The sequence below is a fragment of the Streptomyces minutiscleroticus genome (assembly GCF_014650875.1).
Lineage (GTDB): Bacteria > Actinomycetota > Actinomycetes > Streptomycetales > Streptomycetaceae > Streptomyces > Streptomyces minutiscleroticus.
In genome coordinates this window covers 120,901-142,274 of the sequence record NZ_BMVU01000009.1, presented here as the reverse complement: position 1 = coordinate 142,274, position 21,374 = coordinate 120,901, and the positions used below count along the sequence as shown (strand labels likewise).

20 protein-coding genes and 1 pseudogene are annotated in these 21,374 nt (G+C 72.6%); 7 read left to right on the top strand and 14 right to left on the bottom strand.

Annotation, left to right across the window (positions count from 1 at the left end):
• Positions 1 to 200: 200 nt before the first annotated feature.
• Together IE271_RS13075 and IE271_RS13070 are read right to left on the bottom strand one after the other, a co-directional pair.
• On the bottom strand, positions 201 to 1,529 hold the full coding sequence (locus IE271_RS13075) for a class I SAM-dependent RNA methyltransferase (protein WP_190190435.1): 1,329 nt from the start codon (positions 1,527 to 1,529) through the stop codon (positions 201 to 203).
• Positions 1,530 to 1,803: 274 nt separating this feature from the next.
• Positions 1,804 to 3,849 (bottom strand): APC family permease, encoded by a 2,046-nt coding sequence (locus IE271_RS13070; RefSeq protein WP_190190434.1) that lies wholly within the window; start codon positions 3,847 to 3,849, stop codon positions 1,804 to 1,806.
• 446 nt (positions 3,850 to 4,295) lie between these two features.
• On the opposite strand from IE271_RS13070, the gene IE271_RS13065 reads away from it, so the two are divergent.
• On the top strand, positions 4,296 to 4,967 hold the full coding sequence (locus IE271_RS13065; RefSeq protein ID WP_190190433.1) for a potassium channel family protein: 672 nt from the start codon (positions 4,296 to 4,298) through the stop codon (positions 4,965 to 4,967).
• Positions 4,967 to 5,644, top strand: coding sequence for a potassium channel family protein (locus IE271_RS13060; protein WP_190190432.1), 678 nt, complete (start codon positions 4,967 to 4,969; stop codon positions 5,642 to 5,644). Before IE271_RS13065 ends, IE271_RS13060 begins: the two co-directional genes overlap by 1 nt.
• Before the next feature lie 434 nt (positions 5,645 to 6,078).
• On the opposite strand, the gene IE271_RS13055 is transcribed toward IE271_RS13060, so the two are convergent.
• The 6 genes and pseudogenes from IE271_RS13055 to IE271_RS13030 all read right to left on the bottom strand — a co-directional run bounded on the left by IE271_RS13055 (position 6,079) and on the right by IE271_RS13030 (position 10,402).
• Positions 6,079 to 6,858 carry a DUF3159 domain-containing protein gene (locus tag IE271_RS13055; protein WP_190190431.1) on the bottom strand — a complete coding sequence of 260 codons (780 nt, stop codon included), beginning with the start codon at positions 6,856 to 6,858 and terminating at the stop codon, positions 6,079 to 6,081.
• Positions 6,859 to 6,861: 3 nt separating this feature from the next.
• On the bottom strand, positions 6,862 to 7,260 hold the full coding sequence (locus IE271_RS13050; RefSeq protein ID WP_190190430.1) for an OB-fold nucleic acid binding domain-containing protein: 399 nt from the start codon (positions 7,258 to 7,260) through the stop codon (positions 6,862 to 6,864).
• Positions 7,261 to 7,489: 229 nt separating this feature from the next.
• A pseudogene (locus tag IE271_RS13045) lies at positions 7,490 to 8,213 on the bottom strand (alginate lyase family protein); the annotation flags it as partial.
• Between the two features lie 323 nt (positions 8,214 to 8,536).
• On the bottom strand, positions 8,537 to 9,295 hold the full coding sequence (locus IE271_RS13040; RefSeq protein WP_190190429.1) for a DUF3710 domain-containing protein: 759 nt from the start codon (positions 9,293 to 9,295) through the stop codon (positions 8,537 to 8,539).
• Between the two features lies 1 nt (position 9,296).
• On the bottom strand, positions 9,297 to 9,791 hold the full coding sequence (dut, locus tag IE271_RS13035; protein ID WP_190190462.1) for a dUTP diphosphatase: 495 nt from the start codon (positions 9,789 to 9,791) through the stop codon (positions 9,297 to 9,299).
• Positions 9,792 to 9,817: 26 nt separating this feature from the next.
• Positions 9,818 to 10,402, bottom strand: a complete 585-nt coding sequence (locus IE271_RS13030; protein WP_190190428.1) for a PaaI family thioesterase — start codon at positions 10,400 to 10,402, stop codon at positions 9,818 to 9,820.
• Positions 10,403 to 10,459: 57 nt separating this feature from the next.
• Between IE271_RS13030 and IE271_RS13025 the strand changes: the two genes are divergently transcribed.
• Positions 10,460 to 10,918 carry a DUF3093 domain-containing protein gene (locus IE271_RS13025; RefSeq protein ID WP_190190427.1) on the top strand — a complete coding sequence of 153 codons (459 nt, stop codon included), beginning with the start codon at positions 10,460 to 10,462 and terminating at the stop codon, positions 10,916 to 10,918.
• Positions 10,919 to 11,115: 197 nt separating this feature from the next.
• On the opposite strand, the gene IE271_RS13020 is transcribed toward IE271_RS13025, so the two are convergent.
• The 4 genes from IE271_RS13020 to IE271_RS13005 all read right to left on the bottom strand — a co-directional run bounded on the left by IE271_RS13020 (position 11,116) and on the right by IE271_RS13005 (position 14,607).
• Complete coding sequence (locus tag IE271_RS13020; RefSeq protein ID WP_190190426.1) at positions 11,116 to 11,997, bottom strand: hypothetical protein; 882 nt, start codon at positions 11,995 to 11,997, stop codon at positions 11,116 to 11,118.
• A 13-nt stretch (positions 11,998 to 12,010) separates the two neighbouring features.
• Positions 12,011 to 12,307, bottom strand: a complete 297-nt coding sequence (locus IE271_RS13015) for a DUF4193 domain-containing protein (protein ID WP_003997302.1) — start codon at positions 12,305 to 12,307, stop codon at positions 12,011 to 12,013.
• 393 nt (positions 12,308 to 12,700) lie between these two features.
• A complete protein-coding gene (locus tag IE271_RS13010; RefSeq protein ID WP_190190425.1) occupies positions 12,701 to 13,948 on the bottom strand; it encodes a sensor histidine kinase in 1,248 nt (415 codons plus the stop codon).
• A gap of 5 nt (positions 13,949 to 13,953) precedes the next feature.
• Positions 13,954 to 14,607 (bottom strand): response regulator transcription factor, encoded by a 654-nt coding sequence (locus tag IE271_RS13005; RefSeq protein WP_190190424.1) that lies wholly within the window; start codon positions 14,605 to 14,607, stop codon positions 13,954 to 13,956.
• 404 nt (positions 14,608 to 15,011) lie between these two features.
• On the opposite strand from IE271_RS13005, the gene IE271_RS13000 reads away from it, so the two are divergent.
• Positions 15,012 to 15,185, top strand: coding sequence for a hypothetical protein (locus tag IE271_RS13000; protein ID WP_190190423.1), 174 nt, complete (start codon positions 15,012 to 15,014; stop codon positions 15,183 to 15,185).
• Positions 15,186 to 15,278: 93 nt separating this feature from the next.
• Here the strand turns inward: IE271_RS13000 and IE271_RS12995 are convergent, their stop codons facing one another.
• Positions 15,279 to 16,079 carry an inositol monophosphatase family protein gene (locus IE271_RS12995; RefSeq protein WP_190190422.1) on the bottom strand — a complete coding sequence of 267 codons (801 nt, stop codon included), beginning with the start codon at positions 16,077 to 16,079 and terminating at the stop codon, positions 15,279 to 15,281.
• An 8-nt stretch (positions 16,080 to 16,087) separates the two neighbouring features.
• Positions 16,088 to 17,215: a ferrochelatase gene (locus IE271_RS12990; protein WP_190190421.1), complete on the bottom strand. Its 1,128-nt coding sequence runs from the start codon at positions 17,213 to 17,215 to the stop codon at positions 16,088 to 16,090.
• A 139-nt stretch (positions 17,216 to 17,354) separates the two neighbouring features.
• Here IE271_RS12990 and IE271_RS12985 point away from each other — a divergent pair, with 139 nt between their 5' ends.
• The 3 genes from IE271_RS12985 to sepH all read left to right on the top strand — a co-directional run bounded on the left by IE271_RS12985 (position 17,355) and on the right by sepH (position 21,373).
• Positions 17,355 to 18,593, top strand: a complete 1,239-nt coding sequence (locus IE271_RS12985; RefSeq protein ID WP_190190420.1) for an MFS transporter — start codon at positions 17,355 to 17,357, stop codon at positions 18,591 to 18,593.
• Positions 18,553 to 19,872 carry a D-arabinono-1,4-lactone oxidase gene (locus IE271_RS12980; protein WP_190190419.1) on the top strand — a complete coding sequence of 440 codons (1,320 nt, stop codon included), beginning with the start codon at positions 18,553 to 18,555 and terminating at the stop codon, positions 19,870 to 19,872. Before IE271_RS12985 ends, IE271_RS12980 begins: the two co-directional genes overlap by 41 nt.
• Positions 19,873 to 20,359: 487 nt before the next feature.
• A complete protein-coding gene (gene sepH, locus IE271_RS12975; RefSeq protein WP_190190418.1) occupies positions 20,360 to 21,373 on the top strand; it encodes a septation protein SepH in 1,014 nt (337 codons plus the stop codon).
• The last annotated feature ends 1 nt before the right edge of the window (position 21,374 follow it).

Genomic DNA, 21,374 nt, shown 5'->3' with positions numbered 1-21,374 from the left:
CGGCGGGCGCCGTAACCCGGCGGAATCTTCTTCAAGTTCCCGCAAAACCCGCCCACGGGAGCGCGCCTCCCAGCCAACGTGACCTGCACGAAAAGCCATGTGGCGTCCCGTCAGAACGAGCGTCGTTTGAGCGTTACGAGCGTCAAGACATCGCCCGTAACGCCCACACCGCACATAATCCGCACGGAAGAAACCGCAGGTCAGGAGCCCTTTGCGGCCGGTTCCAGGATCGCCACGCACTCCACGTGGTGCGTCATCGGGAAGAGGTCGAACGCCCGCAGCGTCCGCACCCGGTAGCCGCCCTCGCGGAAGTACGCGAGGTCGCGGGCCAGGGCCGCCGGGTCGCAGGCCACGTACGCGATCCTGCGCGCACCCAGCGAGGCCAGGTGGCGGACGGTCTGCTTGCCCGCGCCCGCGCGCGGCGGGTCGAGGACGATCAGGTCGACCTCGGTGATGCCGGTGCGCGGCAGAACCGATTCGACCTTGCCCTGCTCGATGCGGACGCGGTCGAAGCCGGCGAGGTTGTGCCGGGCGTCCTCCACCGCGCGCTTGCCGGACTCGACGCCGAGGACCGCGCCCTTCTCGCCGACCCGGTCGGCGAGCGCGCCCGCGAAGAGGCCCACGCCGCAGTAGAGGTCGAGCGCCGTCTCGCCCTTGCGCGGCAGCAGACCCTGCATGACCGCCGTCACCAGCGTGGCGGCCGCCTTCGGGTGGACCTGCCAGAAGCCGCCGTTGCCGACGCGGTAGGTGCGGTCGTCCGCGCGCTCGCGCACGAAGGGGCGGCCGTGGACGCGGTGGACCCCGCCGTCCTTCTCGCCCACGCGCAGGACCGACACCGGCCTGTCCAGCTCCACCAGCGGCAGCCGGGCGCCCGGCCGCGGCGTGAGGACCACCTGGCGGTCCTGCGAGCCCGTCGCCGCGATCGCCTCGACCGACTCCATGCCCGACCAGTCGCGCCGCTCGACGCCCAGCTCGCTGACGCCCTCGGCGGCGATCAGGCAGCGGTCGATCGGCTCGACCTCGTGCGAGCGGTGGCGGCGCAGGCCCGCGCGGCCGTCGGGCGTCACCGCGTACTGCACGCGCGTACGCCACTGCGGCACCTCGCCGGCGGGCACCTTGTCGCCCTCGGCCGGCATCACCGTGCCGTCCCAGCCGACCTCCTCGGGCGTGAGGCCCGCGAGCCGCTTCAGCTGCTCGGCGACGACCTCGCCCTTCAGGCGGCGCTGCGCGCCCGGCTTGGCGTGCTGCCAGTCACAGCCGCCGCAGCGGCCCGGACCGGCGAAGGGGCAGGGGGCCTCGATGCGGTCCTTGGAGGCGTCCAGGACCTCGACCGCGTCGGCGCGCAGGAACCGCGCGCCCTCCTCGCCCTCGGTCACGCGCGCCACGACCCGCTCGCCGGGCAGCGCGTGCCGGACGAACAGGACCTGGCCGGTGTCGGTGCGGGCGATGCAGTGCCCGCCGTGGGCGACGGGACCGATCTCGACCTCGTACTCGACCCCGACCAGCGACTTCTTCGGTTCTGCCTGCATGGCGGGGAAACTCCCAAGACGACGAGAAGGACGGAAGGGCGGCACGGCGCGACCGCGGCGGCGGAAGCGGGTGCCGGGGGACGTCCGGGACGCGGGTCCGACCGTCTGGCGACGGTGACCGCGTCCGGACAACAGCCCACCAGTCTACGTCGGCGCCGGGCGGACCGGCGCCACGAGCGGCCCGGGGCTCTCCTGGACCCGCGGAACCGGGCTCCCCCGGCCCCGCGGACCCGGGCTCCCCCGGAGTCCGCGGACCCGGGTGCCCGGGCCCGTCTCAGCCCTCGCCGCCGCCCTTGCGCGCGTGCTCCGCGGGACCGCGCCGGACCGCGCCGGGGGCGCTCCACTCCTGCCGCCTGCGGGCCCGCTTGCGGGCCACCTCGGAGGACTCCAGCTGGTACGGGACGGAGGTCACCATCACGCCCGGGCTGAACAGGAGCCGGCCCTTCAGCCGCAGCGCGCTCTGGTTGTGGAGCAGGTGCTCGTACCAGTGGCCGACGACGTACTCGGGGATGATCACCGAGACGACGTCGCGCGGCGACTCCCGGCGCAGGCTCTTGACGTACTCGACGATGGGCCGGGTGATCTCGCGGTAGGGCGAGTCGAGGACCTTCAGCGGCACGGCGATACCCCGGCGCTGCCACTCCTCCTGGAGGGCCTTGGTCTCGGCCGGGTCGACGTTGACGCTGAGCGCCTCCAGGCTGTCGGAGCGCATCAGCTTGGCGTACGCGAGGGCGCGCAGCGTGGGCCGGTGCAGCTTGGAGACGAGGACGACGGAGTGGACGCGCGAGGGGCGCAGGCTGTCGTCGGTCGGCTCGGCGGGGGCTGCGATCTCCTCGGCGACCCGGTCGTAGTGGCGGCGGATCGCGGTCATCGTCGCGTAGAAGATCACCATGCCGAGCAGGGCGACCCAGGCGCCGTGCGTGAACTTGGTGAGCAGGACGACGACGAGGACCAGGCCGGTGAAGAAGGCGCCGAAGGCGTTGATCGCCCGGGAGCGCACCATGTGGCGGCGCCTGGCGGGGTCCTTCTCGGTGGCGAGGTGGCGGTTCCAGTGCCGGACCATGCCGGTCTGGCTGAGGGTGAAGGAGACGAAGACGCCCACGATGTAGAGCTGGATCAGCCGCGTGGAGTCGGCGCCGTAGATGATGACGAGCAGCATGGCGGCGCCGGCGAGGAGCACGATGCCGTTGGAGAAGGCCAGCCGGTCGCCGCGGGTGTGCAGCTGGCGCGGCAGGTAGCGGTCCTGCGCGAGGATCGAGCCGAGCAGCGGGAAGCCGTTGTACGCGGTGTTCGCGGCCAGGAACAGCACGAGCGCGGTGGCGGCGGCCAGCACGACGAACGGGAAGGTGCCCTCGCCGAAGACGGCCGCGGCGACCTGGGAGATCACCGGGTTCTGGACGTAGTCGGAGCCGACCGCGACGCCGTCGCGGACCAGGTCTGCGGCCGGGTTCTCGGCCATGCGGACCTTGGTCGCGGTGGCCAGGAAGATGATGCCGCAGAACATGGTGACGGCCAGCAGGCCCATCATCGACAGCGTGGTCGCGGCGTTCCTCGACTTGGGCTTGCGGAAGGCCGGGACGCCGTTGCTGATCGCCTCGACGCCGGTGAGCGCCGCGCAGCCGGAGGAGAAGGCACGCAGCAGCAGGAAGACCAGGGCGAACCCGGCGAGCCCCTGGTGCTCGGGATTGATCTCCAGGTCGGCGGTCGGCGCCCGCATGGTGTCGCCCAGGACGAGGCCGCGGAACGCGCCCCAGACGATCATGAGGAAGACGCCCGCCACGAAGACGTACGTCGGGATCGCGAAGAGCTTGCCGGACTCCCTGACCCCGCGCAGGTTCATCAGGGTCAGCAGCACGATGACGGCGGACGCGCAGAAGACCTTGTGCTCGACGACGAAGGGGACGGCCGAGCCGAGGTTCTCGATGCCGGAGGAGATCGAGACGGCGACGGTCAGGACGTAGTCGACGAGCAGCGCGCTGGCGACGGTCAGGCCCGCCTTGGGCCCGAGGTTGGTGTTCGCCACCTCGTAGTCGCCGCCGCCGCTGGGGTAGGCGTGGACGTTCTGCCGGTAGGAGGCCACGACGGTGAACATCAGCACCACGACCGCGAGCGCGATCCAGGGGCTGAAGTGGTACGCCGACACCCCCGCGATGGAGAGGACCAGCAGCACCTCCCCCGGCGCGTACGCCACGGAGGAGAGGGGGTCGGAGGCGAAGACAGGTAGAGCGATGCGCTTCGGCAGGAGCGTCTCGCCCAGCCGGTCACTGCGCAGTGCGCGCCCGATCAGGATCCGTTTGGGCACGTCGGTCAGTTTGGACACGCAGAGGATCGTAAGCGTTCGAACGGGGGGCCGCCCACCCGCCACCCGGCATCTGCCTCCCGAGTGAAAAAGCGGGGCCCCCCGTCGCGGAAGCCGTCTCACATGGCGGTCGCGTGCCTATATGACAAAACCCCTTCCCCGCACCCCCACCGGAGCTCTCATGCTGGACGCGACCGCGGAACTCATCGGCGCCGCCGCGGCACTCCTCGGCCTGGGCGTCCTCACCCTGATCAGCGTCCGCAGCATCGGCCGCCGCTGATCGCGTACGCTCTCGCCGGCGCGGCGCGTCCGCGCCCGCGAGGGCGCGCCGGTCCGCGGGCCGGCCCGCGGAGAGCCGCGGTCCCGTGCACGGGGGTGCCCTCCGCGGACCGTGCGTGTGTAGCTTGGGCGACGGTCTGAGACCCTGTTTAGCCTGAGCAGTGACTATTGACACCGGAAGGACGGTCGTGCACATCGTCATCATGGGCTGCGGAAGGGTGGGTTCCGCCCTCGCCCAGACCCTGGAGCAACAGGGGCACACGGTCGCCGTGGTCGACCAGGACCCCACCGCCTTCCGACGACTGGGCTCCGGGTTCGGCGGCCGTCGTGTCACCGGGGTCGGCTTCGACCAGGACACCCTGCGCGAGGCGGGCATCGAGGAGGCGGGCGCCTTCGCCGCCGTCTCCAGCGGCGACAACTCCAACATCATCGCCGCCCGGGTGGCCCGCGAGATGTTCGGCATCGAGAACGTCGCGGCCCGGATCTACGACCCGCGCCGCGCCGAGGTCTACCAGCGCCTGGGCATCCCGACGGTCGCCACGGTCCGCTGGACCGCCGACCAGATGCTGCGGCGGCTGCTCCCCTCGGGGGCCGAGCCGCTGTGGCGCGACCCCACCGGCGGCGTCCAGCTCGCCGAGGTGTACGCGTCCCCCGCCTGGGTCGGTCACAAGATCAGCCGGATGCAGGAGGAGACGGGCGTGCGCGTGGCCTTCCTCACCCGGCTCGGCGAGGCGATGCTGCCGACCTCGCAGACGGTTCTGCAGGAGGGCGACCTGGTGCACGTGATGATGCGCACCGACGACGTCGAGAAGGTCGAGGCGGCCTTCGCCGAGGGTCCCGAAGGGGAGGGCGGTCACTGATGAGGGTCGCCATTGCCGGCGCCGGCGCCGTGGGCCGCTCGATCGCGGGCGAGCTGCTGGAGAACGGGCACGAGGTCCTGCTGATCGACAAGGCGCCGACCGCCATCTCGGTCGAGCGCGTCCCGCAGGCGGAGTGGCTGCTCGCCGACGCCTGCGAGATCACCTCCCTGGACGAGGCGGCGCTGCAGCGCTGCAACGTGGTCATCGCGGCCACCGGCGACGACAAGGTCAACCTGGTCGTCTCGCTGCTGGCGAAGACCGAGTACGGGGTGCCGCGGGTCGTCGCCCGCGTCAACAACCCCAAGAACGAATGGCTCTTCAACGAGGCGTGGGGCGTGGACGTCGCCGTCTCGACGCCGCGCCTGATGTCCGCGCTCGTCGAGGAGGCGGTCAGCGTCGGCGACCTCGTCCGGCTGCTGCGCTTCAGCCACGGCGACGCCAACCTGGTCGAGCTGACGCTGCCGGAGGAGTCGGCCCTGGCGGGCACGCAGGTCGGCGACGTGGAGTGGCCCGAGGACACCTCGCTGGTCACGATCATCCGCGGGACGCGCGTGCTGACCCCGAGCCAGGAGGACTCGCTGGAGGCCGGCGACGAGCTCCTCTTCGTGGCCGCCCAGGCCCGCGAGGAGCAGCTGGAGGACCTGCTGTCGGTCCGCCGCGAGGACGCCCAGCGCTAGCCCGTCCCGGGAGGGAAGCGGGGGTGGGGCGCCGGGAGAGTCCTCCAGGTGCCCCACCCCCGCTTCCGCGGACGGCTTCCCCATGTCCGCGGACGGTTCCGCCCCGCGTACGGGCGGCTCTGCCGCCGGGGCTCTTCCGGTGCCGTCCCGTCCGCCGGCGTCACCGTCACCGGAACCGCCGGTGCCGTGCGCCGACGGGGGCCGGCACCCCCTCGCGGTCGCCTGCGATGGTCGGCCGCGCCGCGGCCTGGCCGGCGGCCGGTTGGCATGACCGCCGTTTCCCCGGTCGACGGTCGGTGTGCCGGGCCCGCGGGCCGGAGGTCCTGCAGGCCCGCGGGCGGCCCGCCCCTGGACCCACGCCTCCCGGCGGTGCCGTCCCGGTGCCGGGCCCCGGCCGGAGGTCCTGCAAGCCCTCGGGCGGCCCGCTCCGGGGCTCACGCCTCCCGGCGGTGCCGTCCCGGTGCCGTGTCCGTGCCGGTGGCCGGCGCGGTGCCGGAGGTCTCCGCGGCGGCCGCCGCCTTGCGCTCCTTCTCCGCCCGCTCCTCGGCCTCCATCTCCGCGAACACGTCGATCGGCGCGGGCGCCTTCGCCAGGAAGACCCAGGTCAGCCAGACGGCGAGCAGGAACGGCGGAATCTTCAGCGCGACCAGGACCCAGCCGAGCTGGGTGGTGTCGGCCCACCAGTACAGCGGGAAGAGGATGGCGCACTTGGCGAGCAGGATCAGGCCCCAGGCCCAGCTCGCCTTCGCGTACGCGGCCTTGCGGCCGGGGTTGCGGGTGCGCCAGGAGAGGTTCTCCTTGAAGACCGGCCCGAGGATCAGGCCGATCAGCGGGACGCCCGCGAGGGTCGTGATGATGTAGGCGAGGGCCAGGCCGAGCGTGTAGAGCATGCCCGGCAGGTAGAAGTCCTTCGCGTTGCCGGTCATCATCGCGAAGACCACGCCGAAGGCGACGCCGAAGACGCCGCTGAAGGCGTGCTTGACGGTGTCCCTCATGGCCAGGCGGACCACGACGAGCAGCAGGGAGACCGCGAGGGCCGCGATCGCCGAGATGTGCAGGTCCTTGTTGACCGTGTAGATCGTGACGAAGAGGAGGCCCGGGACCACGGTCTCGACCATGCCCCGGACGCCGCCGAACGCCTCGAAGAGCGCGGCCTCGGTCACCGCCCGCGAATCGTGCTGGGTGTCTTCGGTCGGCTTGTCGAGCGACGTCACCGGCTACTCCCGTCCGAGGGGTCGTAGTTCGTACTTCGGGTTGAACAGCACGCGGCGGCCCCGGCTCATCGAGACCCGGCCCGACGCGATCAGCTTGCGCCCGGGCTCTATCCCGACGATCGAGCGCCTGCCCAGCCACACCACGTCCAGGGCGGCCGAGCCGTCGAACAGCTCGGCCTCCAGGGCCGGGACGCCGGCCCTCGGACGCAGGGTGACCGTGCGCAAGGTACCAGTAACCGTAACGATCTGACGGTCCTGACAGTCACCGATGCGAGTGCACCCGGCGGTCTCGGCGTCCTCGCGCAGTTCCTCGGACTCCAGGTCCTCCTGCGACGAGGAGAGCCGGTCGAGCATGCGCCGGAACCGGCCCGCCGGCTTGTCGGAACGAGGAGAAGCACTCATGTCTGAAGCGTACCGGGGTCCCGTGGAGCCCGAGGAACAGACGTGCTCGTCTCCGCCGTCTCCTGCTCTCCTTCCCGTCCGAACCCCGGCCGGAACCCGCCCCGGACCGCCACGGCCCCGCCCCGGACCGCCACGGCCCCGCCCCGGACCGCCGCGGAGCCCGCGCCCGCGGCGGGCCCGCGGCGGCGGACCGGGCGCCGCCGGGAGGGCCGGCGTCCGGCGGCGCGCCTCAGTTCGGGTTGTCCCCGTGCGTCAGCGTCTCCCAGGCCACGAAGAGGTTGTTGCTGCCGGCCGGGCGGTTGCGCAGGGTCAGCTTCTCGGTGTTGGTCATCGCGATCCCGAGCCGGTTGCGCAGGGCGTTGTACCCGACCTCGGTGACGGGCCCGAGCCCCGGATGGAGCGAGCCGCCGCACAGCCGGCTCGGCGGCGCCTCGCCGAGTTCGGTAGCGGGACTGGAAGCCGAGCGCCTGCCGCAGCCGCTCGCCGACGTCCGTGCCGTACAGGTCCTGCCCCTGGATGCGGCTGGTCTCGGCGACGTGCGCGATGGCGGAGATGCCGTAGCCGGTGTGCGTGAGGTCGCGGCAGGTCTCCTGGGTCAGCCCGGTCACGAAGGTGGACTGTCCCTGCCAGTACTTGACGATCTTGTCCTTGGTGTCGAGGTTCTGGCTCGGCACGGTCTTGGGCAGGGCGCCGTCGGAGGCCAGGTAGACGTAGGCGGCCGTACGGGTGCGGAACTTCGCCATGGCCTTGTCGTACGAGGCCCGGTCCGCCAGGAAGACCGCGATGCCGACGGCGGCCTCCATCATCGACAGCTCCCGGTTCCCGTTGGAGTTCGAGCCGTTGATGATCTCGGGCAGGTAGACGTCGCGCAGCATGGCCGCGAAGCGCCCGGAGTCCGGCCAGCCGCCGGTGTACGTGTACTTGATGATCTCGGCGGCCTTCGGCAACGAAGCTCTGAGAGCTGAACGCGCGCGGTGGTCGGTGACCATAGGTACAGACCAGTTGCCCGTCAAGGGTTCTCGCCGACGGTTTCCCTACGGGGTCTTTCGGGCACCCCCGACCGCTGTTCACGTACGAGAACGCGAGCAAGCGAAAGGGCCGCACCCTGGGAAGGGTGCGGCCCTCTTGACCGCGTACCTGTGCCGCTGCCGTTGCCGGTGCCCGGCACCGGAGGCCGGTGCCTCGCCGGGCTCCGGACGACGGCACCGCGCCGGGTGCCCGGCCGGACGGCCGGACCGCCGCGCGCGGCTCCGTACGCCGCGCCGCGCGCCGTGCGTCAGCGGACCTCGGTGATCTCCGGGCCCCGCTGCAGCTGGCCCATGCCGCCGGCGAAGCGGGACCCGCCCTGCTCCTGCTGGGCGCCCTCGGCAACCATCTGGGCGTCGTCGGGAAGCTTCAGGACGATCGGGTCGCGGGGCGCCATCGGGCCCTCGCCGCGGACCACGACGGTGTCGCGGAAGATCTGCTCCAGCAGCCCGGCGGCCTGCGGCTGCACCGCGCCCTGGCCGGAGATCACACCGCGCAGGAACCAGCGGGGACCGTCCACGCCGACGAACCGGACGACCTGGAAGCCGCCCGTGCCGTCCGGCAGCTGCACCGGCACCTGCGCCCGCAGCTCCCAGCCCAGCGGACCCTCGACCTCGTCGATGACGCCGCCCTGCCGGGTGATGCCGGTGGCGATCTCCTCGCGGACCTCGCCCCAGATGCCCTCGCGCTTGGGGGCGGCGAACGCCTGCAGCTGGATGGCGCTGTCCCGCAGCACCACGGTGGCGGCGACGATCGCGTCGCCCGCGACCTCGACGCGCAGCTCCATGCCCTCGACCCCGGGGACGTACAGACCGCCCAGGTTCACCCGGCCCTCGGCGGGGTCGCGGACCTCGGAGCTGTCCCAGGGACCGTCGGGACGCGGCTCCGGCTCCAGCCGCACCCGCTCCCGCTCCGTCTCGTCCGCCTCAGTGTCGACTCCGTCGACGACCTGCTCGGCCTCGCCCGCCGCGTCCTCGGCGGCACTGCCCTTCTTGCGACGTCCGAACACGTCACTGTCCTTCCCGGTCGGATACGACCGAAGCGTATCGATTCCCACCCTCGCGGCCGCCCACGGCGGCATGACCGCCGGTGGACCCGAAGCCCCCCTCGGCCCGCGCCGAGTCGGGAAGCTCCGCCACCTCCTGGAAGCGCACCTTCTCGACCTGCTGGACGACCAGTTGGGCAATCCGGTCGAAGCGCTCGAACCGCACGGACTCGCGCGGGTCGAGATTCACCACGATCACCTTGATCTCCCCACGGTACCCGGCATCAACCGTCCCCGGGGCATTCACGAGGGCGACACCGCAGCGGGCGGCGAGCCCCGACCTCGGGTGCACGAAGGCCGCGTACCCCTCGGGGAGGGCGATGGACACCCCGGTGGGCAGAACGGCCCGTTCGCCGGGTGCGAGGTCGCACGCCTCGGTGGTGCGCAGGTCCGCTCCGGCGTCGCCCGGGTGCGCGTACGCGGGCAGGGGCACGTCCGGGTCGACGCGGCGGATCGGCACGGGGACCTCCGCGCGGCCGGCCGCCGTCACGGGTTCACCTCGAAGGCGCGGGCCCGGCGCACCTGGTCGGGGTCCTCCATGGCGGCCCGGATCTCCTCGGGGCGGCCGTTGTCGATGAAGTGGTCGACCTTGACCTCGATGAACAGGGCGTCCGCGCGGACCGCCACGTCCCCGTCGGGACCGCCGAGCCGGCCGGTGGCCGTGCAGTAGATCTTGCGCCCGTGCACGGCCGTGACCTCGGCCTCCAGGTACAGCACGGTGTCCACGGGGACGGGGAGGAGGAAGTCGGTCTCCAGCCGGCCGGTGACGGCGATGGTGCGCAGCACCCAGTGCAGCGAGCCGAGGGTCTCGTCGAGGGCGGTCGCGAGGATGCCGCCGTGGGCGAGGCCGGGGGCGCCCTGGTGGGCGGCCCGCACCGTGAACTCGGCGGTGACCGAGACGCCCTCGCCCGCGCGCGCGGCCAGGTGCAGCCCGTGCTCCTGGCCGCCGCCGCAGCCGAAGCAGTGCTCGTAGTGCGTGCCGAGCAGCTCGCCGGGGGCCGGGGCGTCGGGGTGCCGCACGGGCGCCACCGCGTCGGCGGGGGGATTCAGGACCGAAGACGTACCACTCACAGGCGCAGACCTTACCTCCGCGTCAGCGGGCGTACGCACCGTGCCAAGCTGGATCCCATGCAGCACACGAGCGCTCCGTACGAAGAACGTCTGACCGCGCCCCGCTCCTGGTGGTTCGCCTGCCTGCTGGTGGGCGTCGCGATGGCGCTGACCCTGCTGCCCTTCGGCACCCTGCCGCTGCTGGGCGGACTGGTCGGCGGCACCGCGGTGGCGGCGGTCGTGACCAGCTCGTACGGTTCCGTGCGCATCCGGGTCGTGGGCGACTCGCTGGTCGCGGGCGAGGCCCGGATCCCGCTGTCGGCGCTGGGCGGAGCGCACGTGCTCGACCCGGAGGAGGCTCGCGCCTGGCGCTCGTACAAGGCGGACCCGCGCGCCTTCATGCTGCTGCGCGCCTACGTGCCCACCGCGCTGCGCGTGGAGGTCGTCGACCCGGAGGACCCGACCCCGTACCTGTACCTGTCCACGCGGGAGCCGGAGCGGCTGGCGGCGGCCCTGAAGGCCGTCCGCACGGCGTAGCCGGAAGGGGACCCGGGTCCCCGGTCTCACCGGGCCCTGCCGGCCGCGAGGCGCGGTACGGGGTCCGTCCGCGGCACGGCGGCACCGGCCCGGGACACAGGCCGCGGCGCCGGTCCGGGAGGAACGGCGGTCCGGGAAGCGGGTCGGGGCGCCGGGGCGGAGCCGGGGCCGCCGTCCGGCTTCGCCTGCGGCATCCCTCAGGCGCCCAGCTCCCCGCGCGGCTCGTCCAGGTCCAGGGGATCGGCGGGCTGCTCCAGGCGCGGGAGCCCGGTGAGCCGGTCCCAGGGGACCTGCATCGCGCGCAGGTCCGCGCGGACACGGTCCGCGAGGCGTCTGGTGTCCCGGCGGTTCATCACGGCGCCGACGGCCGCGCCCACCAGGAACGGCATCAGGTTCGGCAGGTTGCGCACCATGCGCTTCATGATCTGTCGGCGCAGCTCGCGCTTCATCCGGCCGCCCAGGGCGGTGTCGATCGTCGACGGCTTGCGCACGTCGACCCCGCGCTCCTGTGTCCAGGCGGTGAGGTACACCGAGGAGCGCTGCGCCAGCGTGCCGGGGGCCCGCAGGCCGTACACCTCGTGCAGTTCGGCGATCAGCTTGAACTCGATCGCGGCGACGCCGGTGATCTCCGCGGCGAGCTCTGCGGGCATCGCCGGCGGAGCCGGCAGCATCGCCGCGGCGCCGACGCCGGCGCCCACCGCGCCCGTGGCCCTGCACGCGCCCGCCACGAGCTTGTCGGCGAGCTCCTCGGGCCCGAGGCCCGGGAACTGCCTGCGGAGCGTCTGCAGGTCGCGTACGGGAACGCGCGGGGCGTTCTCGACGATGCGGTCGGCGAGGAAGGCCAGGCCCGCCCTGGCCCGGCTGCCGCCCTTGCGGACGCCTTCCCTGACGGCCGCGGCACGGCTCCTGGTCACGGGGGACCCGGCCTTTGGTCCGAGGGCGCCGAAGGCGCCCTCGCTCGTTGCTTCGAGCGAGGCCTCGCGGCCTCGCTCGTCGTCACGCACGCCGTCCGAGGACGGACCACCGGCCGCTTCCCGGTCGCGGAAGCGGCGTTTCCAGGGCGGGGTCGAGCCGGTCACGGCCGACCCTGCCTCAGTCGCAGTCGCGGCAGATCGGCTGGCCGTTCTTCTCGCGGGCCAGCTGGCTGCGGTGGTGGACCAGGAAGCAGCTCATGCAGGTGAACTCGTCCTGCTGCTTCGGCAGCACCCGGACGGCCAGCTCCTCGTTCGAGAGGTCCGCGCCGGGCAGCTCCAGTCCCTCGGCGGCCTCGAACTCGTCGACGTCGACGGACGACGTGGACTTGTCGTTCCGTCGTGCCTTCAGTTCTTCCAGGCTGTCCGAGTCGACGTCGTCGTCGGTCTTGCGTGGGGTGTCGTAATCCGTTGCCATGTCGCTCTCCCCCTCTGGGTGTCTGCGGTGTCTCCAGCGCACGTAACGCGTGAGAGGCCGGACTTGTGCCCGACCCGAGGCGGAGATTTTGCCTCACATCAAGGTCTGTTACTCAATCGACACCCAACCGGACTCCGCACGGGTGATCGGCTTGGATGGCGAACGGGACCGTACACGGTCCGAATGCCGCTCTTCAAAGGCGTCTCACCGTGTACTTCCCGTCATCACGACCGCCGAAAACCCGGATTTTCCCGGCTTTCCGCCAGTCTGAGTGATCACGGAGAGTGGACGGCGAGACTTCGTCCATGTGATCGATCGCACACGGGGTACCCACGGAAGCGCTTCGGAAAATTCAGCGCAAAGCGAACGTCCCCGCATGTCGACGGCATGATCTCAGATCGGCAGGGTGACGCGCATCACGAGGCCGCCTCCCTCGCGCGGATGGGCGCCGATGTGGCCGCCGTGGGCACGGGCCACCGACCGGGCGATGGACAGGCCGAGCCCCACGCCCTTGTCGCTGCCGGTCCGCTCGGTCCGCAGCCGCCGGAACGGCTCGAAGAGGTTGTCGATCTCGTACGCGGGCACCACGGGCCCCGTGTTGGACACCACCAGGACCGCCTGGCCGTGCCGGCTCTCCGTGGTGACCTCCACCCAGCCGCCCTCGGGTACGTTGTACCGCACCGCGTTCTGGACGAGGTTCAGGGCGATCCGCTCCAGCAGGACGCCGTTGCCCTGGACGACCACCGGACTGCGCTCGCCCCGGATCTCGACGTGCTTGGCCACGGCCTCGGCGTGCGCCTGGTCGATGGCCTGCGAGGCGACCTCGGCGAGGTCCACGGGCTTGCGCTCGACGATCTGGTTGTCGCTGCGGGCGAGCAGCAGCAGGCCCTCGACGAGCTGCTCGCTGCGCTCGTTGGTGGCCAGCAGCGTCTTGCCCAGCTGCTGCAGCTCCACGGGGGCGCCCGGATCGGACAGGTGCACCTCCAGGAGCGTGCGGTTGATCGCGAGCGGGGTGCGCAGCTCGTGCGAGGCGTTGCCGACGAACCTCTGCTGCGCCGTGAAGGCCCGCTGCAGCCGTTCCAGCATCTCGTCGAAGGTGTCCGCGAGCTCCTTCAGCTCGTCGTCCGGTCCGTCCAGCTCGATGCGCCGGGACAGGTCCGAGCCGGCTACCGCGCGCGCGGTGCGGGTGATCCGGCCGAGCGGGGACAGGACCCGGCCGGCCATCGCGTAGCCGAAGGCGAAGGCGATCACGGCGAGCCCCAGCAGGGCCATCAGCGAGCGGCTGAGAAGGTTGTCCAAGGCAACTTGACGCTGATGGTCGATGCAGTCGCTGATCGCCGCGTTGAAGTCGTCCAGCGACAGGCGGGTCGCGTTGACCGTGGGGCAGTTCTCGCTGGTGACCTTGATGTCCGTGCCACCAGCGATCTTGAACAGCGGCTGGCTTCCCGTGTCCAGGGCCTGGGCCGCGAGCAGGTAGATGATCGACAGCAGCAGGATGCCGGCGATCAGGAACATGCCGCCGTACAGCAGGGTCAGCCGTATCCGGATGGTGGGGCGCAGCCAGGGGAACGGCGGGGCGGGCCTGCTCGGGTCCCAGGTGGGCTTCGGGGGCGCCGTCGGGGGTGCGGGTGTCGCTGCCACGTGGATCAGATCCGGTAGCCGGAGCCCGGCACGGTGACGATGACGGGCGGCTCGCCCAGCTTGCGGCGCAGGGTCATGACGGTGACGCGCACGACGTTCGTGAACGGGTCCGTGTTCTCGTCCCAGGCCTTCTCCAGGAGCTGCTCGGCGGAGACGACGGCGCCCTCGCTGCGCAGCAGCACCTCCAGGACGGCGAACTCCTTGGGCGCCAGCTGGACCTCGCGGCCCTCGCGGAAGACCTCGCGGCGGTTGGGGTCCAGCTTGATGCCGGCGCGCTCCAGGACGGGCGGCAGCGGCACGCTCGTACGCCGTCCCAGGGCGCGCACGCGGGCCGTCAGCTCACTGAAGGCGAAGGGCTTGGGGAGGTAGTCGTCGGCGCCGATCTCCAGGCCCTCCACGCGGTCGCTGACGTCGCCGGAGGCCGTGAGCATGAGCACGCGCGTGGGCATGCCCAGCTCGACGATCTTGCGGCAGACGTCGTCGCCGTGCACGAGCGGGAGGTCGCGGTCGAGGACGACCACGTCGTAGTCGTTGACGCCGATGCGCTCCAGTGCGGCCGCACCGTCGTACACGACGTCGACGGCCATGGCCTCCCGGCGCAGTCCGGTGGCCACCGCATCGGCGAGCAGTTGCTCGTCCTCGACGACGAGTACGCGCACGTCGCTTGTCCTTCCTGTGTCCGCCCGCGCCACAGCTGTCGCGTGCGGGCGAGCGGGGTCCGTCATGGGTGAGACCCCCATCCTGCCCTTTTCGGCCATAAACCGGCTGTAAGACGGGGGATGGGGCCCGTGGGGCGGGATTTTCTCGTCCTGCCGAGGTTTCCCGGGCGCAGCGCGGGGGGAGGACGGCTTTACACCCGCGATCACGCTCTGTTTCGTGCACCCACGAACCGCTTCCGCAGGGTCCGTGCACTCACGACTCGCTTCCGCAGGGCGGGCGTGGATGTCCGGCACTGTCGCCGCCCGGCCGGGCAGTGCCGGGCACGCGCTCCGAGCAGTGATCGCCCCTCCCGAAGGCACACCCCCGTGCCACCGACCCACGACCCAGGACGAGGGGGCGCAGCATGGACGCATTCACCGCAGGACTTCTGCAGCGCATAAAGGCGACCGAGTCCGACCTGACGCGTGCTCGCGAGACCGGTGACGACTTCCTCGTGGAGGTCGAGCAGGGCGAGCTCGACGACCTGCACCGCCTCGCCGCCGAGCACGGCGTGGAGGTCGCCGCGACGCACGCCTGACCGTGTTCCGCACGAGAGCGGGGCCCCGGCAGATCCAGACCGGGGCCCCGCTTCGTGTGCCGGGGTGCGGCGACCTCCGCACCCTGCTCCGCGTCAGTCGTGCCAGGCGCCCAGCTCCTCCAGGCGGGCCTGGAGGGGCTCGAAGAGGCCGGGCGGCGCGGCGATCGTCAGCTCGGGCGAGAGCGGCTCTCCGGGGCGGCCACCCGTGCGGGCGCCCGCCTCGCGGGCGATCAGGTCGCCCGCCGCGTAGTCCCAGGGGTTGAGGCCGCGCTCGTAGTACGCGTCCAGCCGGCCCGCCGCCACGTCGCACAGGTCGATCGCGGCCGAGCCGCCGCGGCGGATGTCCCGCACCTGCGGGACCAGGTGGCGGACCACCTCGGCCTGCCGGGCCCGGCGCTCGGCGAGGTAGCCGAAGCCGGTGCCGACCAGGGCCAGCCCGAAGGCGGGGGCGGGCCGCACGCGCACGGGCCGGTCGTTCAGGTACGCGCCCTCCCCGAGGGCCGCGCGGAAGGTCTCGCCGCGCATCGGGGCGTACACCACGCCGGCGAGGGTCTCGCCGTCCTTGCGGGCGGCGACGGAGACCGCCCAGCTGGGCAGCCCGTACAGGTAGTTCACGGTCCCGTCGACCGGGTCGATCACCCACTGCACGCCGCTGGTGCCCTCGACGCTGGCGCCCTCCTCGCCGAGCACCCCGTCCTCCGGCCGGCGGTCGGCCAGGAAGTCGGTGATCAGCTTCTCGGAGGCGATGTCCATCTCCGTGACGACGTCGACGGCGCTGGTCTTGGTCGCGGCCACGCCGAGGTCCTCGGGGCGGCCGTCGCGCAGGAAGTCGCCCGCGCGGCGGGCCGCCTCCAGCGCGAGTGCGAGCAGGTCGGCCTTGAGCTGGTCGGTCACGGCGCTCCTCACGCGTAGGGGCTGTCGGCGCCCGCGGCGGCGGGCTTGGGGGCGCGGGCGGGGCAGCAGCCGACCGGGCACACGTTGTGGCTGGGGCCGAGGGCGCCCAGGGCGCACGGCGTCACGGCCTCCTCCCGCTCGGTGGCGGCCCGCTCCAGGACGAGGTCGCGGATCGCCGCGGCGAACCGCGGGTCGGCGCCGACGGTGGCCGAGCGGCGCACCGGCAGCCCCAGCTCCTCCGCCTTGGCCTGGGCCTCGGTGTCGAGGTCGTACAGGACCTCCATGTGGTCGGAGACGAAGCCGATGGGGGCCATCACGACGGCCGGCACCCCGGCGGCGTGCCGCTCCTCCAGGTGGTCGCAGATGTCCGGCTCCAGCCACGGGATGTGCGGGGCGCCGGAGCGCGACTGGTAGACCAGCTGCCACGGGTGGTCGACGCCGGTCCGCTCGCGCACGGCGTCGGCGATCAGCCGCGCGACGTCCAGGTGCTGGCGCACGTACGCGCCGCCGTCCCCGTGCTCCTCGGCCGGCCCGGAGGTGTCCGCGGCCGAGGTGGGGATGGAGTGCGTGGTGAAGGCGATGTGGGCGCCGTCGCGCACGTCCTCGGGCAGCTCCGCCAGGGAGCGCAGCACACCCTCGGCCATGGGCTCCACGAAGCTCTCGTGGTTGAAGTAGTGGCGCAGCTTGTCGACCCTCGGCAGCGGCAGGCCCTCGGCCTCCAGCGCGGCGAGCGACTCGGCGAGGTTCTCCCGGTACTGCCGGCAGCCCGAGTACGAGGCGTACGCGCTGGTGGCGAGGACCAGGATGCGGCGGCGGCCGTCGTTCACCATGTCGCGCAGGGTGTCGGTCAGGTAGGGCGCCCAGTTGCGGTTGCCCCAGTACACCGGCAGGTCCAGGCCGTGGTCGGCGAAGTCCTTGCGGAGGGCGTCGAGGAGGGCGCGGTTCTGGTCGTTGATGGGGCTGACGCCGCCGAACAGGAAGTAGTGCTGCCCCACCTCCTTGAGGCGCTCCTTGGGGATGCCGCGTCCCCGCGTCACGTTCTCCAGGAACGGGACCACGTCGTCGGGGCCCTCGGGGCCGCCGAAGGACAGCAGGAGGAGGGCATCGTAGGGGGTGACATCACGCACGTCTGGCATGTCTTCGATCCTGCCATCCGCCGTCGGCGGCGCGGCAAAGGGCCACCCGCATGTCTTGTACCGGACATGCAGGGGCCTCCTCGGATGCGTAAGCTGTGTCAACTGCCCACACGCCTTACCGGACGTTGCGAGAGACCCCGTGCCCAGCCCTTACCGCGCCCTGTTCACCGCTCCCGGCGCTGCGGCCTTCTCCGCCGCGGGTCTCCTCGGCCGGATGCCGCTGTCCATGATGGGCATCGGCGTCGTGACAATGATCTCCCAGGTCACGGGCCGGTACGGGCTCGCGGGCGCGCTGTCGGCGACGATCGCGCTGTCCGCCGCCGCGCTCGGTCCGCAGGTCTCGCGCCTGGTGGACCGCCACGGTCAGCGGCGGGTGCTGCGGCCCGCGACGCTCCTGTCGCTGACCGCCGCGGCCGCGCTGCTGCTCGCCGTGCGCCTCGGCTGGCCGGATCCGGTGCTGTTCCTCTGCTGCGCCGGGATCGGCTGCACGCCGAGCATCGGCTCCATGACGCGGGCCCGCTGGGGCAAGCTCTACCGGGGCTCGCCGCGGCTGCACACCGCGTACGCCTTCGAGTCCGTGATCGACGAGGTCTGCTTCATCCTCGGGCCGATCATCTCCATCGGGCTGTCCACGGCATGGTTCCCGGAGGCGGGGCCGCTGCTCGCCGCGTGCTTCCTGGCGGCCGGCGTCTTCTGGCTGACGGCCCAGCGCGCCACCGAGCCCGAGCCGCACCCCCGCGAGCACCACACGGGCGGCTCCGCCCTGCGCTCCCCCGGCCTCCAGGTGCTGGTGGCCACCTTCGTGGCGACCGGAACGATCTTCGGGGCCGTCGACGTGGTCACGGTGGCCTTCGCCGAGGAGCAGGGCCACAAGGGCGCGGCGAGTCTGGTTCTGGCCGTCTACGCGGCCGGATCCTGCGTCGCGGGGGCGGTTTTCGGCCTGCTTCGCCTCACTGGACCGCCCGCCCGGCGCTGGGGACTGGGCGTGTGCGCCATGGCCGTGAGTATGATCCCCCTCCTACTGGTCGGGAACCTTCCGTTTCTGGCCGTGGCGCTGTTCGTGGCGGGCCTGTCCATCGCGCCGACGATGATCACGACCATGGCCCTTGTCGAACAGCACGTACCACGCGCGAAACTGACCGAGGGCATGACCTGGGTGAGCACCGGGCTCGCGGTCGGGGTCGCGCTCGGCTCCTCCGTGGCCGGCTGGGTGATCGACGCCGCCGGGGCGGACGCCGGGTACGGGGTCCCCGCGGTGGCCGGGGCCGTCGCGGTCGTGATCGGGCTTCTGGGCCACCGCCGGCTGAGCAGGCCGGCTCCGCAGCGGGAGGGGACCGATGAGGAGCACGTCGAGCGGGAACAGCGGCACGTGGCGTAACTGGTCGGGGACCGTCGCCGCGCGGCCCGCGCGCGTGGCCGCCCCCGCCTCCGTCGACGAACTGGCCGCCGCCGTGCGCGCGGCCGCCGAGGACGGCCTGCGGGTGAAGGCCGTCGGCTCCGGGCACTCCTTCACGGCCGCCGCCGCGACCGACGGCCTGCTGATCCGCCCGGACCTGCTCACCGGGATCCGCCGGATCGACCGCGCGGCGGGCACCGTCACCGTGGAGGCCGGGACCCCGCTCAAGCGCCTGAACGCGGCGCTGGCCCGCGAGGGCCTGTCGCTCACGAACATGGGCGACATCATGGAGCAGACGGTCTCCGGGGCGACCAGCACGGGGACGCACGGCACGGGCCGCGACTCGGGCTCGATCGCCGCGCAGATCACGGGCCTCGAACTGGTGACGGCCGACGGCTCGGTGCTCACCTGCTCCGCGACGGAGTGCCCCGACGTCTTCGCGGCGGCCCGGATCGGCCTCGGCGCCCTGGGCGTCGTCACCGCGATCACGTTCGCCGTGGAGCCGCTCTTCCTGCTCACCGCCCGCGAGGAGCCGATGCGCCTCGACCGGGTCCTGGCGGACTTCGACGCCCTCCACGCCGAGAACGAGCACTTCGAGTTCTACTGGTTCCCGCACACCGGCAACTGCAACACCAAGCGCAACAACCGCAGCGCGGGCCCCGCACGGCCGGTCGGCCGCCTGCGCGGCTTCCTCGACGACGAGTTCCTCTCCAACGGCGCGCTCCAGGTGGCCGGCGCGGTGGGCCGGGCGGTGCCCGCCACGGTCCCGGGGATCGCCCGGATCTGCAGCAGGGCCCTGTCGGCGCGGACGTACACCGACATCCCCTACAAGGTCTTCACCTCCCCGCGCCGGGTGCGCTTCGTGGAGATGGAGTACGCCGTTCCGCGCGCGGCCCTGGTGGACACGGTGCGTGAGCTCAAGCGCATGGTGGACCGCTCCCCGCTGCGCGTGGGCCTCCCGGTCGAGGTGCGCACCGCGCCCGCGGACGACATCGCGCTGTCCACCGCGTCCGGGCGGGACAGCGCGTACGTCGCCGTCCACATGTTCACCGGCACGCCGTACCGGGCCTACTTCACCGCCGCCGAGCGGATCTTCATCGCGCACGGGGGGCGGCCGCACTGGGGCAAGCTGCACACCCGCACCGCGGAGGACCTCGCCGCCCTGTACCCGCGCTTCGGGGAGTTCACGGCCCTGCGGGACCGGCTCGACCCCGAGCGGCGCTTCGGCAACCCCTACTTGCGCCGCGTCCTGGGGGCCTAGTCACGCTTCGTACCCACGTCCGGATACCGGACCACCCGTAAAGCCGCATAAGCAGCACTCGTCGAACAAGGGACATATAGGCGAAACGATCCACTCCACTTCGGGCGATCCCGTGAAGCACGTCACGCGCGCGGAGCGCGGACGCCGCCACGGACGGACGGCCGTCGCCCCGCACGAAAAGTCGGGCGGCGCGCCGATCCACGTACATGGCCCGAATGGAGTACTGTTGCGAGCCCTGGGACCGGACACCCGCCAGGGCGTTCGGGACCATCCAGGGCCGCCGGGAGGGGGATCGTTGCACAGGGTGACCAGATTCGTCACTTAGCGTTGCAAACAGGTAACCGTGCCATAACGGCGATCTTGGGCCCGTGCCCGACACGCCGGGCAACTCGGCAAGGTTGTGGCAGGCTGCACCCGGGCAGGCCACACTCGACTAGCGGAAGCAGCGACGCACGTGACGTCGGCAGGCACCACCCGGGAGGTCCCCATGCCCGAACTGCGTGTCGTGGCCGTCTCTAACGACGGCACACGGCTGGTGCTCAAGGCTGCGGACAGCACGGAGTACACGCTTCCGATCGACGAGCGGCTCCGTGCCGCCGTGCGGGGCGACCGTCCCCGGCTCGGGCAGATCGAGATCGAGGTGGAGAGCCACCTCCGCCCCCGCGACATCCAGGCGCGCATACGTGCCGGTGCCTCCGCCGAAGAGGTCGCCCAGCTCGCCGGCATCCCCGTCGACCGCGTCCGCCGCTTCGAGGGGCCCGTGCTCGCCGAGCGCGCGTTCATGGCCGAGCGGGCCCGCAAGACCCCGGTCCGCCGCCCCGGTGAGAACGCCGGGCCCCAGCTCGGCGAGGCCGTCCAGGAGCGGCTGCTGCTGCGCGGCGCCGAGAAGGACACCGTGCAGTGGGACTCCTGGCGCCGCGACGACGGCACCTGGGAGGTCGTGCTGGTCTACCGCGTGGCCGGCGAACCCCACGCGGCCACCTGGACCTACGACCCGCCCCGGCGGCTCGTGCAGGCCGTCGACGACGAGGCGCGCTCGCTGATCGGCGAGTCCGACGACCTCGCCGCGCCGGAGCCCAGCTTCCCGTTCGTGCCGCGCATCGCCCGGCTCCCCCGGGACCGCCAGGCGGAACGTCCCGTCGTGCCGGCGCCCGCGCCGGAGCCCGCCGAGGAGAGCGCCGGCGAGCGCGACTCGCTGACCAGTCTCCTGGAGGCGGTGCCCAGCTTCCGCGGCGATCTGGTGGTGCCGGAGCGACCCGCGGAGGACCCGGACGAACCTGCGGACGAGCCCGAGGCGGAGGAGCCGCCGGCGCCCGCGGCCTCGGCCGGCTCGGCCTACGCGGACGTGCTGATGCCGCGCTCGGTGACCAGCCACCGCGACCGGCTCGTCGGCGCCACCGACCGCCAGGCCGAGGCGGACGGCGTCCGCCCAGGCCGCAGGGCCGCGGTGCCCAGCTGGGACGAGATCGTCTTCGGCACCCGGCGCAAGAAGCAGGACTGAG